The organism is Kitasatospora sp. NBC_00374, from assembly GCF_041434935.1.
Taxonomy (GTDB): Bacteria; Actinomycetota; Actinomycetes; order Streptomycetales; family Streptomycetaceae; genus Kitasatospora.
Genome location: NZ_CP107964.1, coordinates 6,939,846 through 6,954,538, shown reverse-complemented (window position 1 = coordinate 6,954,538; position 14,693 = coordinate 6,939,846). Strand labels below are relative to the sequence as shown.

Below are 14,693 nucleotides of genomic sequence, written 5' to 3'. Positions count from 1 at the left end.
GACTTCGCGGACGAACGCGGGCGTCGAACCGCGCGGCCCGCGACCGTCCCCGATGGAGAGCCCGTGCGGATCCCCGCAACCCTGGCCGCGGCCCCGACGGCCGTCCCCGTCCGGTGAGCCCGCCGCGGGCGCGCTCCGTCAGGCCCCCCGGCGGCGGAGCGTCTACCGCCCCAGCACGGCACCGCCGTTGAGGCCGATCACCTGCCCGGTGAGGTAACCGGCCGCCGGAGAGGCGAGGTAGCCGACCGCGGCCGCCACGTCGGCCGGGGTGCCGGCCCGGCCGACCAGCGTGTCGGCGATCTTTCCGGCGTGGAAGTCGGCGGTCGCCCGGTCGCCGAAGATCGGGGTGTCGGCCACGTAGCCGGGCGCGAGCACGTTGACGGTGATGCCGTCCGGCCCCAACTGGCGGGCCAGACCGAAGGCCCAGCCGTGCAGGGCCGCCTTGGCCGCGGCGTACGAGCCCGCCGAGTGGGCGCCCGCGCCACCCCGCTGGGCCGCCGCCGAACTGATCAGGACGAGTCGGCCGCCGGGGCGGCGCAGCCGGTCGAGCAGCGCGCTGGTGAGCAGTACGGCCGTCAGCAGGTTGGTGTCCAGGTCCCGCCGCCAGGCCTCGGCGAGCGCGGCCAGGCTGTCGTCCGCCGGTGCGGTGACGATGGCGCCGGCGTTGTTCACCAGGACGTCGACCGGGCCCAGGGCCGCGATCGCCCCGGCCGCACGGGTGACCTGCTCCGGGTCGGTCAGGTCCACGGCGAGCGGGAGGACCCGGGGTGCGCCGACCTCCCGGTCGATCTCGGCCCGGGCCCGTTCGAGGATCTCGGGCCGTCGGCCGAGGATGACGACCCGGTCCCCGTCCGCCGCGAAGGCGTGGGCGATCGCCCGGCCGATCCCCGTACCGCCGCCGGACACCACCGTGAGCCGATCCGCCATGAGTCCCCCGTTCGCGCCCGGCGACAGTCGCCGGGCGCCACCCTACTGGCCGGTAGCCGGGTGGTGCAGACCTCCTGCCGCTGCCCGTCCGCCGCTCCGGCCGTCGGGCGGTCAGGCGGGCCGGATCAGCCCGGAGCCGAGCCCGGCCGCGATCGCGCCGGTGCGGCTGTCGACGCCGAGCTTGCCGTAGATGTGCACCAGGTGGGTCTTGACGGTCGCCTCGCTGATGAACAGCCGCTTGGAGATCTGCCGGTTCGCCAGGCCCTCGGCCAGCAGTTGCAGGATCTCGTGCTCGCGCGGCGACAGGGTCGGCCGGCCGGAGCGGACCCGGCCGAGCAGGCGGGCGGCGACCGGCGGCGCGAGTACCGTCTCGCCGCGGGCCGCGGCGTGCACGGCGGCCGCGACCTCCTCCGGCGGCGCGTCCTTGAGCAGGTAGCCGGTGGCACCGGCCTCGACGGCGGCGAGGATGTCCGCGTCGGTGCTGTAGGTGGTGAGGATGAGGACGGCCGGCGGGTCGGGCAGCGCGGTGATCCGGCGGGTCGCCTCGACGCCGTGCATCCCGGTGCCCATCTGCAGGTCCATCAGCACCACGTCCGGCCGCTGCGCCGGCTCGTCGAGCATGCGCAGCGCCTCGGCGCCGTCCGCGGCCTCGCCGACGGCCGTCACCTCGGGCAGGTCGTCGACCATGGCGCGCAGCCCGCGCCGGACCACCGGGTGGTCGTCGACGATCAGGACGCTGATCACCGGGCACCCGCCTCGGCGAGCACGGTCGCGCGCAGCGGCAGCGCCACGGCCACCACCGTGCCCTCGCCGGGGGCGGACTCCACGGTCAGGCCGCCGCCGAGGGCGGCGATCCGTTCCCGCATGCCGTGCAGCCCGAAGGTGCGGCGTTCGCCGCCCGCCGGGGCCTGCGGGTCGAAGCCGACGCCGTCGTCGAAGACGTCCAGGGTGACCTCGTCGTCGAGGTAGGTCAGGGTGACGGCGATCCGCTCGGCCCGGGCGTGCCGGACGGCGTTGGCGAGGGCCTCCTGGGTGAGGCGCAGCAGCGCGACCTCGGCCTCGACGGGCAGCGGGTAGGGCTCGCCGTCGAGGTGGAAGTCGGCCCGCGCACCGCCGGCCAGGCGGCGCAGCGCCTCGGTGAGCGTGGTGTCGTCGAGGGCGGGCGGGGTGAGCGCGTGGACGAAGCGGCGGGCCTCGTCGAGGTTGGCGGACGCGGTCCGGCCGACCTCGCGGATCCTGCTCGCGGCGGTCTCCGGGTCGACGGGCAGCGCGGCGTCGGCGGCCCGGGCGAGCAGCACGATCGAGGACAGGCCCTGGGCGAGGGTGTCGTGGATCTCCCGGGCCAGCCGCTGCCGCTCGGCGAGCCGCCCGGCCTCGCGCTGGGTGGCGGCGAGTTCGTCGCGGGTGCGGACCAGGTCGTCGATCAGCCGCTGCCGTTCGCGGCTCTCCCGGTAGAGGGCGGCGTAGCCGTACGCGGTGAGCAGGGCGACGGCCGCGCCCGCGACCGGGCCGAGGACCTTGGCGGTGGTGAGCCCGCCCTCGGTGCCGGCCTGCGCGGCGACGACGACGCCGGTGAGCGCGGCGACGGCGAGCACGGCGCGGCGGGTGGGCAGCAGGTGCAGGCAGACGAAGTGCAGCGGGAAGGCGAGGTAGCAGAACTCGGGGTGGAGCAGGGTCAGCGCGATCCAGATCAGCACCACCGCTCCGAGCCAGAGCCCGGCCCACTGCCGGGTGGTGCGGATCCGTTCCACCACCCCGCCGGCCGCGTACACGGCGGCGAGCAGGCCGGCCGCGGCCAGACCGCCGGGCCCGAGGCCGCCGCCGAGCACGCCGCGGACGGCCAGCACGCCGAGCAGGGCGAAGAACAGCCCGTGCAGGGCGAGGTTCATCAGCCGCAGGGCGGGGGTGTCGGCGGTGTGGCCCGGTGCGGGCGGTTCGGTACGGGTCACGCCTTCCGAGGGTACGGGGTGCCCCGGGCGGGGCCGAGCGGCCCGGCATCAACCGTTCGATGGATTTCGGTGTGCACCGCACGGCCGAGGGCGGTCCGGTTCCTCTCCACGATGGCAGCGGCGGCCCGCGCGGCCAGGGTGGTGGGTGGAATCGGAACGTCCCCTCCACCGGAAGGTCCCCGTGTTCGTCGCACTGCGTGACATCCGCTTCGCCAAGGGCCGGTTCGCGCTCATGGGCGCGGTCGTCACCCTGATCACCACACTGGTCGTCTTCCTGTACGGCCTGACCGGCGGCCTGGCCTCGGCCGCCTCCTCGACCGTCGCCGACCTGCCCGCCGACCTGGTCGTCTTCGGCGCACCGGCCGGCGCCGCCCCGACGGTCTCGTTCGCCAACTCCACCGTCTCGGCCGGGCAGCAGGCGGCCTTCGCGGCCGCCCCGGGGGTGACGGCCGTCCACCCGCTGGGTATCGCGATGACCAGGCTGACCGCCGCCGACGCGGCCGCCTCGGTCAGCGTGGTCGGCTCCCCGGCCGCGTTGCTGCCGCCGCTGCGCCGGGGCGCGGCCCCGCAGGACGGGCAGGTCGCGGTCGGTGCGGACCTCGCGGCCAGGTACCACCTGTCGCCGGGCGATCAGGTCCGGGTCGGTCCGAGCCCGCTCACCGTCGCCGGGATCACCGAGGACCGCTCGTACTCGCACGCGCCCGGGGTCTGGACGACCCTGGCCACCTGGGAGCAGCTCAGCGGCCAGGGCCGGCCGACGGCGCTGGCGCTGACCGGCTCGCCCGCGGGCCTGGCGGCGCTGGACGCGGCGCAGGGCACCGCGACGGTGGCGCTCGCCGACGCGCTGTCGGGGATCAACGGGTACGCGGCCGAGCAGGGCAGTCTGCAGCTGATCCAGGGCTTCCTGTTCGCGGTCAGCGCGCTGGTGGTGGGCGCCTTCTTCACGGTGTGGACGGTGCAGCGCCGCCCGGACATCGCGGTGCTCAAGGCGGTCGGTGCGAGCAGCGGCTACCTGGTGCGGGACGCGCTGGCGCAGGCCGCGGCGGTGCTGCTGGCCGGGGCGCTGCTCGGCGGGGCGGCCGGCGCTCTGGGCGGACTGCTCGCCTCCGCCTCGGTGCCCTTCGACGTCGGCCCGGCGACGGTCGCGGTCCCGGTGGCCGCGATGGTGCTGCTGGGCCTGGCCGGGGCCGCGCTCGCGGTCCGCCGTATCACCTCCGTCGACCCGCTGGCCGCGCTGGGAGCCTCCCGATGACCACGACCGTGCAGACCACCCGTACCGGCCTCGCCCTGCGCGGGGTGACCCTCAGCTACCCGGACGGCGAGAGCCGGCTGACCGCGCTGGACGACGTCTCGCTGACGGTCGCCCCGGGCGAGTTCGCCGCCGTGGTCGGGCCGTCCGGCTCGGGCAAGTCGAGCCTGCTGGCGGTCGCCGCCACCCTGCAGCGGCCGGACCGGGGCGAGGTGCTGGTCGACGGCCAGGACGCGGGCGCGCTGGGCGACCGGGCCCGGACGGCGCTGCGCCGGGAACGGCTGGGGATCGTCTTCCAGCAGTCCAACCTGCTGGCCTCGCTCACCGCCGTCGAGCAGTTGCTGGTGCTGGAGTCGGTCCGGGGTCGCCGTCCGGCGGCGGCGCGGGGCCGGGCCGAGGAGCTGCTGGCCTCGGTCGGGCTGGACGGGCCGAAGCAGCGGCGCCGTCCGCACCAGCTCTCGGGCGGCGAGCGCCAGCGGGTGAACATCGCCCGCGCGCTGTTCGGCCGGCCCTCGGTGCTGCTGGTGGACGAGCCGACGTCTGCGCTGGACCACGAGCGGGGGGCGCAGATCGTCACGCTGCTCGCCGAGATCACCCGCACCCACGGGACGGCGACGGTGATGGTCACTCACGACCGCGACCTGCTCGGCCGGGTGGACCGGGTGCTGGAGATGCAGGACGGCCGGCTCGGCTGACGCCGGGGCTACTTCTCCGGGCCGAGGACGGCGTCGACCTCCAGCGTGACCGCGGCCCCGATCGACGCGGGCAACACGAAGACCTGCCCGGGCCGGTGGACGGCGTGGACACGGTACTCACCGTCGCACGGCTCGGTGAGCACCAGGACCCTGCGGTTCCGCCGGTCGACGACCACGTAGACGGGGATCCCGGCGGAGGCGTATGCGGAGGGCTTCTTCTTGAGGTCGTCGCCGAGATTCGACGAGGTGACCTCCAGGACCAGCCGGAAGGCCGCCGGATCGTAGCAGTTGTACTCGATCACATGATCGTCGATGTCCGCGTCGGTGACCGAGAGGTCGGGAATCGCATAGGCCGACGGCCCGTCCGGAAGCCACACGCCCACAGCCTGGTGCACCTCGGAGCCGTCGCCCTGCAGGCCGGCCGCGATGAGTGCCGCCATGATGCGGGTCAGCGCTCGGCTGTGCGGGGCGTCGGCGGGCGGTGTCACGGTGATCTCGCTCCCGATGATCTCGACCCGGTGCCCTGGCAGTCGATCGGAGATCAGATCGGCCGCCTCGAGCAGCGTCGGCTGCTCGAACGGGTGCTCCACTGCTGCGGCGGACATGGATTCCTCCTGGCTGCCGATGTCGGGACCATCATCGTAGGCGCGGGCACCCGGAGCAGGCCGAGGACGGCCCGCTCACCCGGACGGGTCAGCGGGCGCCGAGGCGCAGGGCGGTGCGCTCCTCGACGGCGTTCTCGGCGCCGGAGGCCCAGAGCGAGCGGATGTGGCCGAGGTGACGGCCCATGCACTCCTCGGCCTCGTCGGCCCGGCCGGCGATCATCAGGTCGAGCAGCTCCAGGTGCTCCTCGGCGGAGGAGACCAGCTCGCCGCGCTGGTCGAGCCGGTTGAGGCCGTACAGGCGGGAGCGCTTGCGCAGGTCGCCGACGGTCTCGACCAGGCGGGCGTTGCCGGCCAGGCCGAGCAGGTCGAGGTGGAACTGCCGGTCGGCCTCCAGGTACCCGATCAGGTCGTGCTCGCGGGCCGCGACGACGATGGCCTGGGCCTCCGGGCGCAGCGCCTCCAGTTGGTCGCGGGTGGCGGTGCGGGCGACCCGGCCGACGGTGGGCACCTCGATCAGGGCGCGGATCTCGGTGTACTCGTCGAGGTCGCGCTCGCTGAGCTCGGTGACCCGGAAGCCCTTGTTGCGGACGGCCTCGACCAGCCCCTCGCGGGCGAGGTCGAGCATCGCCTCGCGGACGGGGGTGGCGGAGACCCCGAAGTCGGCGGCGAGGGCGGGCGCGGAGTAGACGACGCCGGGCCGCAGCTCACCCGAGATGAGCCCCGCGCGCAGTGCGTGCGCGACCTGGTCGCGCAGCCGCTCCTGAACCGAGATGAGGGTGCGGGGCTTTCGGTCCGCCATGGTGTTCCTCCGGAGGTTTGCAGGACACCATTGTACAATGTCACGTTACTCAAATTGTGGAAGATTCAAACGCAATCCGCACGGCATTCGTATTGCCTGGCAGCGACTGCCAGATCCTGCCACGCCATCCCGACGCTTTTGAAGAACCGCGGGCGGTCGAACGGAACAACTGCCCCATCGTTCACCAGTTCTGAGAGGTTCGCAAGGGCCGTCGGAAGCCCCGCCCCGACCTCCGAAAAGGCCATCACCAGATCGCCCGCCTCGCGCCGCGCGGTGGCCCTGGACTCGGTGAAAAGCGCGGACCGCCGCACCAGCGCACCGTCCACCTCCCGGGCGTCCGGCTCGTGCGAACCGACCGCCGCCACCGCCGCCCGGTCGGGCACCAGCCCGCCGTCGAACAGCGGCGTCCGGGCCGTGGTGCAGCACACCACCAGGTCGGCGTCGGCGACCGCGCCGGCCTCGCCGCGCGCGGCGGTGAGGCCCAGCGAGCGCGCCCGGTCGCACAGCCGCTCGGCGGGCCCGGCGCTGCGGCTCACCACGGTGACCCTGGTCAGCGGCCGGATCGCCGCCAGCGCGTCGAGGTGCCCGGCCGCCTGCGGTCCGGCGCCGAAGAGCACCAGGTGCTGCGCGTCCGGCACGGCCAGCCGGTCCAGCGCCAGCGCGGTGACCGCCGGGGTGCGCAGGGCGGTCAGCGCGGCGCCGTCGAACAGCGCGAGCGGGCGCAGCGTCGGACCGTCCAGCAGCAGGTAGCTGCCGGTGATCCGGGGCAGGCCCCGGCCGGGGTTGGCCGGCGCCACCCCGGCGATCTTCACCCCCACGTAGTCGGGGCCGGCGGCGGGCATCAGCAGCAGCTCGCCGGCCGGGACGGGGATGCTGGTGCGGGCCGGGCAGGCCTCCGGGTCGAGGCCGCCGATCAGCGCGCGCTCCAGGGCCTCGACGGCCTGCTTCGGCGTCAGGTCCAGCGCCGCGGTGGAAAGGCTGTCGGTCATCAGAGCAGGAAACCCGTCCCGAGAGTGTCGTACGGATCGAGCACGAAGCGGTGCTCGCCGGTGCGGTGAGCCGTGCCGGTGACCTCGGTGACCACCCCGTCGGGGTGGTCGGCGGCCACCCGGCCGGTGAATACCGTACCGATGACCGACTCGTGCCGCAGCTCGCGGCCGTCGCCGAGCCGGCCGTCGGCGGCCAGCAGGGCGAGCCGGGCGGAGGTGCCGGAGCCGCACGGCGAGCGGTCGATCTGGCCGTCGGCGAAGACGGTGACGTTGCGCTGGTTCGGGCCGGACGGGGTGTCGGGCAGTTCGTCGTACAGGATGACCCCGTAGACACCGGACAGCCTCGGGTCGGCCGGGTGGCGGGTGGCCGGCTCGTCGGCCAGCGCGGCGCGGATCTCCCGTCCGGCAGCGGTGAGTTCGGGCAGTTGCCCAGGCTCGACGGCGAGCCCGAGGTCGGCGGCGCGCACCGAGGCGTAGCAGGCGCCGGCGTGCGCGAGGTCCACGGTCACCGTCCCGCGTGCGGTCTCCACCGGCAGGCCGCGGGCCGCGATCCGGGTGGGGACGTTGCGGAAGGTGATCGCGGTGGTCCGGCCACCGGTGCGGTGGACGGCGGCCGAGACCCGGCCGGAGGGAACGTCGATGCGTACCCACGCGGTGCCGTCGGCCGGGGCGGCGACCAGCCCGGAGTCCACGGCCCAGGCGCCGAGCGCCATGGTGCCGTGGCCGCAGGCCGTCGAGTAGCCGTCCTTGTGCCAGAACAGCACGCCGAAGTGGGCCTCGCCGTCGTCGGCCGGCACCACGAAACCGCCGTACATTCCGGCGTGTCCGCGCGGTTCGCGGGTGAGCAGCCGGCGGATGTCGTCCAGCGCACCGGGGCGCGGTGCGGTGGCGGTGCCGCCGGCGCCGAGCGCCACCGCGCGGCGCTCGGCGACGGTGTCGCCCGGGACGGGCGGCAGGCCTGCGGTGACGATCCGGAACGGCTCGCCGGCGGTGTGGTAGTCGACGGTGACGACGGTCATCGCGGCGTCCCGGCGGGAAGCAGGGTGACGGTGCGGCTGGAGGTGTAGAAGTCCAGGGCGGCCCGGCCCTGTTCGCGGCTGCCGTAGCTGGCGGCCTTGGCGCCGGAGAACGGCAGGTGGAAGTCGACCCCGCTGGAGGGCGCGTTGACCCGGATCATCCCGGCGTCCAGCCGGTCGGCGGCGGCCAGCGCGGTGTCCAGGTCCCGGCTGTGCACCGAGGTGGCCAGGCTGTGCCGGGTGCCGTTGGCGAGGGCGATCGCCTCCTCCAGGTCGGCCGCGCGGACGAGCACCGCGAGCGGGCCGAAGAACTCCTCGGACAGCAGCGGGTGGCCGCCCGGGACGTCCTCCAGCAGGGTCGGCTCGACGAACCAGCCCCTGCGCTGCGGCCGGCTCCCGCCGGCGACCACGGTGGCGCCGGCCCGGACGGCCGAGTCGAGAGCACCGGTCAGGCGCAGTAGCGCGGCCTCGTTGATCACCGGCCCGCAGACGGTCGACGGCTCGCCGGGCTCGCCCGCGGCGGTGTCGGCGAGCGCCTTGGCGAGAGCCTCGCGCAAGGGCTCGTAGGCCGCGCCGACGGCGATCACCCGGCTGGTCGCGGTGCACTTCTGGCCCGCGTACCCGGCGATCGCGGCGGCCAGGTGGGCGGCGGCCTGGGTGATGTCGGCGTCCGGGAGGACCAGCGCCGCGTTCAGGCCGCCCATCTCGGCCTGGACCGGGACGCCGCGCGCCGCGGTGGCGGCGATCACCGCCCGGCCGACCCCGGTCGAGCCGGTGAACGACACCACGTCCACCGCGTCCACCAGGGCGGCGCCCTCCGCCACCCCGCCGGGGACGACGGTCAGCACGCCCTCGGGCAGCCCGGCGAGCTCGGCCAGCCGCAGCGCGCAGGCGGTCGCCTCGGGCGCGGGCTTGAGCACCGCGGTGTTGCCCACGGCGAGCGCCGGAGCGGCCTTCCAGGTCGGGATGGCCAGCGGGAAGTTCCACGGGGTGATCAGCCCGGCCACTCCGTACGGGCGCCGCCGGGTCATCAGCAGGCCCTGGCCGGCGGCGGGCTCGTGCAGCTCGCCGGACGGCGCGTACGGCGCCTGCGCGTAGTAGCGCCAGATCGCGGCGGTCCTGGCGACCTCGCCGCGCGCCTCGGCGATCGGCTTGCCCACCTCGCGGACCACCAGATCGGCCAGTTCCTCGGCGTGCGCCTCGACGGCCTCGGCGGCCCGGGTCAGCGCGGCCGAGCGGGCCGCGGCGCCCGCGCCGAGCCAGTCGGCCTGGGCGGCGCGGGCGCGCTCGACGGCGGCCGTGGTGCCGGCCGCGCCCGGGGCCTCGGCGGAGACCACCAGGTCGCTCGGGTCGGCCGGGTTGTACGAGTCGATGCTCACGGGTGAAAGCCTTTCAGGGGTTCGGGCACCGGGCCGGCGTCGCCGGGTCAGAGCAGGAAGCCCGCCGGGAACGGGTCCTCGGGGTCGAGGAAGTACTGCGCGGTGCCGGTGATCCAGGCCCGGCCGGTGACGGTCGGGACGACGGCGGGCAGCCCGGCCACCGTGGTCTCCTCCACCAGGCGCCCGGTGAACGTGGTGCCGATGAAGGAGTCGTTGCGGAAGTCCCGGTGCAGCGGGAGCTCGCCGCGGGCGTGCAGCTGGGCCATCCGGGCGGAGGTGCCGGTCCCGCAGGGCGAGCGGTCGAACCAGCCCGGGTGGATGGCCATCGCGTGCCGGGAGTGCTCCGCGGTGGAGCCCGGCGCGAGCAGCTGGACGTGGTGGCAGCTGTGGATCGACGGGTCCTCCGGGTGGACCGGGCGGTCGGCGGCGTTGATGGCGTCCATCACCGCCAGCCCGGCGTCCAGGATGTCCTGCTTGCGCTCGCGCTCGAACGGGAGCCCGAGGTCGGCGAGCGGCAGTACGGCGTAGAAGTTGCCGCCGTAGGCGAGGTCGTAGGTGACGGCGCCGAAGCCGGGCACCTCCACCTTGCGGTCCAGCGCGACCGAGTACGCGGGCACGTTGCGGATGGTGACCGCCTTCGCCGCGCCGTCCTCGACCCGCACCTCGGCGACCACCAGGCCGGCCGGGGTGTCCAGCCGCACGGTGGTGACCGGTTCGACCACCTCCACCATGCCGGTCTCGACCAGGACGGTGGCCACGCCGATGGTGCCGTGGCCGCACATCGGCAGCAGCCCGGAGACCTCGATGTAGAGCACCCCGAAGTCGGCGTCCGGCCGGGTCGGCGGCTGCAGGATCGCGCCGCTCATCGCCGCGTGGCCGCGCGGCTCGTACATCAGCAGGGTGCGGAAGTGGTCCAGGTGCTGCTGGAAGTGGACCCGGCGCTCGGCCATGGTGCTGCCGGGAATGGTGCCGAACCCGCCGGTGACGACCCGGGTCGGCATGCCCTCGGTGTGCGAGTCGACGGCGTGGAAGACGTGGCGGCTGCGCATGGGTTCGCGTACTCCCTCGGACGTGAACTGGGCCTGGAATGTGTTCGGGAACGTGCCCCGGCGGGGCGGGCCGGCTGTCCCCGCAGCCGGCCGCGCCGACGGCGCGCTACTTGAGGCCCTCGGCGAGTGCCTTCTCGGTGGCGGCCCGCACGGCGGCCTCGATCTCCGGGGAGAGCGGGGCGCGCGGCGGGCGGACCGGGCCGCCGGGGCGGCCGGCGATGTCCATCGAGAGCTTGATGGCCTGGACGAACTCGGTCTTGGAGTCCCAGCGCAGCAGCGAGTGCAGCGCCTTGTAGAGCGGCAGCGCGGTGGCCAGGTCCCCGGCGACGGCGGCGTGGTACAGCGTGGCGCAGGCCGCTGGCAGCGCGTTCGGGTAGCCGGCGATCCAGCCGACGGCGCCGGCCAGGGCCAGCTCCAGCAGCACGTCGTCGGCGCCGATCAACAGGTCGAGGCCGGGGGCCAGTTCGGCGATCTCGTACGCCCGGCGGACGTCGCCGCTGAACTCCTTGACCGCGACGATCGAGTCGGCCGTGTACAGCTGCGCGAGCAGCTCGGGGACGAGGTCGACCTTGGTGTCGATCGGGTTGTTGTAGGCGACGATCGGCACGCCGGCCCTGGCGACCTCGGCGTAGTGCGCCCGGACGGAGGCGGCATCGGCCCGGAAGGCGTTCGGCGGCAGCAGCAGCACGGAGCCGGCGCCGGCCTCGGCGGCCTGCTCGGCCCAGCGGCGGGACTCGGCGCTGCCGTAGGCGGCGACGCCGGGCATCACCCGCGCACCGTCGCCGGCCGCCTCGACGGCGACCTCGACGACGCGGGCGCGCTCCTCGTCGGTGAGGGTCTGGTACTCGCCGAGCGAGCCGTTCGGAACGACGCCGTCGCAGCCGTTGGCGATCAGCCAGCGGACGTGGTCGGCGTAGGCGTCGTAGTCGACGGAGAGGTCCGGGCGCAGCGGAAGCGTGGTGGCGACCATGATGCCGCGCCACGGACGGGTGGAGTCATGAGGTGCGAGGGACACGGGGTTCTCCCTGAGTGGTGAGGTGTGACATTTTATTAGATGAAGCGGGGTGGCCACAAGGGCTACTCGCCGCCGTCCGGTCAGATGCTCCGCTCGGCGAGCCGCTCCAGCTGCCCGAGCGGGACGGGACAGGCCAGCGGGCGGCTGTCCGCGCGGGCCTGCGGGTCGCCGGCCAGACAGGCGACCGCGGGGCCGCACATCCGGCCCTGGCACCAGCCCATCCCGGCCCGGGTGAGCAGCTTGACGGTCCTCGCGTCGCCCGCGCCGAGGTCGTCCACCGCCTCCCGGATCCTCCCGGCCGGGACTTCCTCGCAGCGGCAGACGTCGGTCTCCGGCGTCAGCCAGCCGGTCCAGCCCGGGCCGGGGTTGTGCGCGGCCGCCATCAGCTCGGCGAAGGCCCGGCGGCGGTCGCGGCGGCGTCGCACCCCGGCCGGTGCGGGCCGGCCGGAGACGGCGTGCGCGGCCAGCACGCCCTCGGCGACCGCCAGGTCGGCGCCGCCGACCCCGCAGGCCTCGCCGGCCGCCCACAGCCCGGGCAGGCTGGTGCGCTGCTCGCCGTCGACCGCGAGCGCCACGGCGCCGTCCGGGGTCACCCGGGTGTCCGCGCCGAGCTCGGTGGCCAGCTCGATCTGCGGGATCAGGCCGTGGCCGATCGCGACCGCGTCGCAGTCGATCCGCCGCGCGGTTCCGGGCAGCGGGCGCCAGTCCCGGTCGAGCCGGGCCACCGTCACCCCGGTCACCCGGTCCTCGCCGTGCGCCTCGACCACCGCGCTGGTCCGGCGCAGCCGGACGCCGTGGCGCAGCAGCGCGGCGCCGTGCCCGGCGCCCTCGGCCAGCTTGGCCGGGTTGCCGAGCAGGGTCGGCAACCCCCGGGCGTACCCGAGGTAGTCGGTGGCCTCGACGATCGCGGGCACCTCGGCGCCGGCCGCGACCAGCGAGGACGCGGCGGCGAGCAGCAGCGGGCCGCTGCCGGCCACCACGATCCGCCGGCCGGGCAGCACCAGGCCGGCCTTGAGCATGGCCTGCGCGCCGCCGGCCGTGACGACGCCGGGCAGCGTCCAGCCGGGGAACGGCAGCTGCCGCTCGTACGCGCCGGTGGCCAGCAGCACCGCCCGGGCCTCCACGACGGCCGCGTCCTCGGCGCCCGGGCCGACGGTGGCGTGCAGGCGCCAGTACTCGCCGGGCTCGGCCGTCCAGACGTGGTGGCCGGTCAGGTAGCCGATCCGGCGTTGGCCGGTGTGGGCCCGCAGGCGGGCGGAGAGGTCCGCGAAGACGGACCACCCGTGGTGCAGCCGCTCGGGGTGGGCCGCGCCGAGGCCCGGCGCGGGGTGGCGGTAGTACTGGCCGCCCGGGCGGGGCCCGGCGTCGATCAGGGCGACCGACAGGCCGTGGTCGGCGGCGGTGACGGCGGCGGCCAGGCCGCCGGGGCCCGCCCCGACGACCGCGAGGTCGTAGCGGTCAGACGGCGAGGTCAGCACGGCCGTGGCCCTCCTGGGTGGTGACGGTGTCCCCGGGCCGGGCCGGGATCAGGCAGGTGCGCTGGTTCGGCCGGCCGTTGACGGTGGCCAGGCAGTCGAAGCAGACGCCGATGCCGCAGAACGCGCCGCGCGGCCGGCCCCCGACCCGGGTGGTACGCCAGGCCAGGACGCCGTCGGCCCAGAGCGCGGCGGCGATGGTCCGGCCCGGCAGCACGGGCACCGGACGGCCGTCGAACTCGATGGTGTGGGCGGGGCCGGGCTCCGCGCCGACCAGCTCGACGGGCGTGCGCGGGGTGCGTCGGATGCTCATTCCACTCCTTCAGGGGCGTGCGGGCCCGCGAAGCGGTCGGGCCGGAACGGCGTCAGGTCGAGTTCCGGCTCGGCGCCGGTGAGCTGGGCCGCGATCAGCAGGCCGGTGGCCGGGGCGAGGCCGATGCCGGCTCCCTCGTGCCCGCAGGCGTGGTGGAGACCGGGGACCCTCAGGTCGGCGCCGATGGCCGGCAGGTGGTCCGGCAGGTACGGCCGGAAACCCCGGTAGGCGCGCTGGACGGCGACCGTGCGCAGCACCGGGAACATCGCCGCGGCGTTCGCGGCGAGCCGGCGCAGCACCTCGACCGACAGGGTGCGGTCGAAGCCGACGCGTTCGCGGCTGGCGCCGATCAGCACCGGGCCGCCGGGGGTGCCCTCGACCACGGCGGAGGTCTGCAGGGCGGCGGAGCCGCTGGCCACGTCGGCGACGTAGTCGGCGGCGTAGACCTTGTGCCGGACGATCCGCGGCAGCGGTTCGGTGACCAGGACGAAGCCGCGCCGGGGCAGCACCGGCAGCCCGACCCCGGCGAGCCGGGCGAGTTCGCCGCCCCAGGTGCCGGCGGCGTTGACCAGGGCCGGGGTGTCCAGCGTGCGGCGGTCGGTGGTGACGCCGAGCACCGAGCCGTCGGCGCGGGTGCGGACGGTGTGCACGGCCTCGCCGAGGAAGAGCTCGGCGCCGCGCTCGCGGGCGGCCCGCAGCAGGTGGGCGGCGGCCAGCGCGGGCTGGACCTGGGCGTCCTGCGAGTAGTGGAATCCGCCGGCCAGGCCGGGGGCGAGGTGCGGTTCCAGCTCGTGCAGTTCGTCGCTCTCGACCTCGGCGGCCCGCACCCCGGCAGCGGTCTGGGCCGCCGCGAAGGCGCGCAGCCCGGCCAGGCCCTGCGGGCCGGAGGCGACCACCAGGCCGCCCTTGGGCTCGTACTCGGCGGCGGCGCCGACGGTGTCGGCGAGGTCGCGCCAGAGCCGGGTGGAGAGCAGGGCGAGGTCGAGTTCGGGGCCGGGTTCCTTGTCGGAGACCAGCAGGTTGCCCTCGCCGGCGCCGGTGGTGCCGCCGGCCACCGGGCCGCGGTCGACGACGGCGACCCGGAGGCCGGCCAGGGTGGCGTAGTAGGCGCAGGCGGCGCCGACGACGCCGGCGCCGATCACCACGACGTCGTGGGGGGATCGCTTGGACACGGCAGTAATATGTCACATGGTTAAGGACCTGCCAAGACGGCCCGCCCGATCCGCGGGTCGC

Annotated in this window: 15 protein-coding genes; 2 read left to right on the top strand and 13 right to left on the bottom strand. The window is 75.6% G+C overall.

The window, feature by feature from the left end; translation table 11 throughout:
* Positions 1-162: 162 nt before the first annotated feature.
* The 3 genes from OG871_RS30870 to OG871_RS30860 all read right to left on the bottom strand — a co-directional run bounded on the left by OG871_RS30870 (position 163) and on the right by OG871_RS30860 (position 2,876).
* Entirely contained in the window at positions 163-927 is a 765-nt protein-coding gene (locus OG871_RS30870; RefSeq protein WP_371501278.1) for an SDR family NAD(P)-dependent oxidoreductase, read from the bottom strand.
* Positions 928-1,038: 111 nt separating this feature from the next.
* The gene (locus OG871_RS30865; RefSeq protein WP_371501277.1) at positions 1,039-1,671 is read right to left on the bottom strand and encodes a response regulator; all 633 of its coding nucleotides are present in this window, start codon (positions 1,669-1,671) and stop codon (positions 1,039-1,041) included.
* Positions 1,668-2,876 (bottom strand): sensor histidine kinase, encoded by a 1,209-nt coding sequence (locus tag OG871_RS30860; protein WP_371501276.1) that lies wholly within the window; start codon positions 2,874-2,876, stop codon positions 1,668-1,670. The genes OG871_RS30865 and OG871_RS30860 overlap by 4 nt, the downstream gene beginning before the upstream one ends.
* A 181-nt stretch (positions 2,877-3,057) precedes the next feature.
* Between OG871_RS30860 and OG871_RS30855 the strand changes: the two genes are divergently transcribed.
* Positions 3,058-4,128, top strand: a complete 1,071-nt coding sequence (locus OG871_RS30855) for an FtsX-like permease family protein (RefSeq protein ID WP_371501275.1) — start codon at positions 3,058-3,060, stop codon at positions 4,126-4,128.
* Positions 4,125-4,820 (top strand): ABC transporter ATP-binding protein, encoded by a 696-nt coding sequence (locus tag OG871_RS30850; protein WP_371501274.1) that lies wholly within the window; start codon positions 4,125-4,127, stop codon positions 4,818-4,820. Before OG871_RS30855 ends, OG871_RS30850 begins: the two co-directional genes overlap by 4 nt.
* Before the next feature lie 8 nt (positions 4,821-4,828).
* Here the strand turns inward: OG871_RS30850 and OG871_RS30845 are convergent, their stop codons facing one another.
* The 10 genes from OG871_RS30845 to OG871_RS30800 all read right to left on the bottom strand — a co-directional run bounded on the left by OG871_RS30845 (position 4,829) and on the right by OG871_RS30800 (position 14,632).
* On the bottom strand, positions 4,829-5,425 hold the full coding sequence (locus OG871_RS30845) for a Uma2 family endonuclease (protein ID WP_371501273.1): 597 nt from the start codon (positions 5,423-5,425) through the stop codon (positions 4,829-4,831).
* Between the two features lie 88 nt (positions 5,426-5,513).
* Positions 5,514-6,224: a GntR family transcriptional regulator gene (locus OG871_RS30840; protein WP_371501272.1), complete on the bottom strand. Its 711-nt coding sequence runs from the start codon at positions 6,222-6,224 to the stop codon at positions 5,514-5,516.
* A 65-nt stretch (positions 6,225-6,289) separates the two neighbouring features.
* A complete protein-coding gene (locus OG871_RS30835) occupies positions 6,290-7,213 on the bottom strand; it encodes an ornithine cyclodeaminase family protein (protein ID WP_371501271.1) in 924 nt (307 codons plus the stop codon).
* Positions 7,213-8,232, bottom strand: coding sequence for a proline racemase family protein (locus OG871_RS30830; protein ID WP_371501270.1), 1,020 nt, complete (start codon positions 8,230-8,232; stop codon positions 7,213-7,215). Before OG871_RS30830 ends, OG871_RS30835 begins: the two co-directional genes overlap by 1 nt.
* Positions 8,229-9,608 carry an aldehyde dehydrogenase gene (locus OG871_RS30825; RefSeq protein ID WP_371501269.1) on the bottom strand — a complete coding sequence of 460 codons (1,380 nt, stop codon included), beginning with the start codon at positions 9,606-9,608 and terminating at the stop codon, positions 8,229-8,231. The genes OG871_RS30830 and OG871_RS30825 overlap by 4 nt, the downstream gene beginning before the upstream one ends.
* Before the next feature lie 47 nt (positions 9,609-9,655).
* Entirely contained in the window at positions 9,656-10,657 is a 1,002-nt protein-coding gene (locus OG871_RS30820) for a proline racemase family protein (RefSeq protein ID WP_371501268.1), read from the bottom strand.
* 106 nt (positions 10,658-10,763) lie between these two features.
* Entirely contained in the window at positions 10,764-11,627 is an 864-nt protein-coding gene (locus OG871_RS30815; RefSeq protein ID WP_371503477.1) for a dihydrodipicolinate synthase family protein, read from the bottom strand.
* 125 nt (positions 11,628-11,752) lie between these two features.
* Complete coding sequence (locus OG871_RS30810; protein WP_371501267.1) at positions 11,753-13,150, bottom strand: FAD-dependent oxidoreductase; 1,398 nt, start codon at positions 13,148-13,150, stop codon at positions 11,753-11,755.
* A complete protein-coding gene (locus OG871_RS30805; RefSeq protein WP_371501266.1) occupies positions 13,131-13,460 on the bottom strand; it encodes a (2Fe-2S)-binding protein in 330 nt (109 codons plus the stop codon). The genes OG871_RS30810 and OG871_RS30805 overlap by 20 nt, the downstream gene beginning before the upstream one ends.
* Positions 13,457-14,632 (bottom strand): NAD(P)/FAD-dependent oxidoreductase, encoded by a 1,176-nt coding sequence (locus OG871_RS30800; RefSeq protein WP_371501265.1) that lies wholly within the window; start codon positions 14,630-14,632, stop codon positions 13,457-13,459. Before OG871_RS30800 ends, OG871_RS30805 begins: the two co-directional genes overlap by 4 nt.
* Positions 14,633-14,693: the final 61 nt, after the last annotated feature.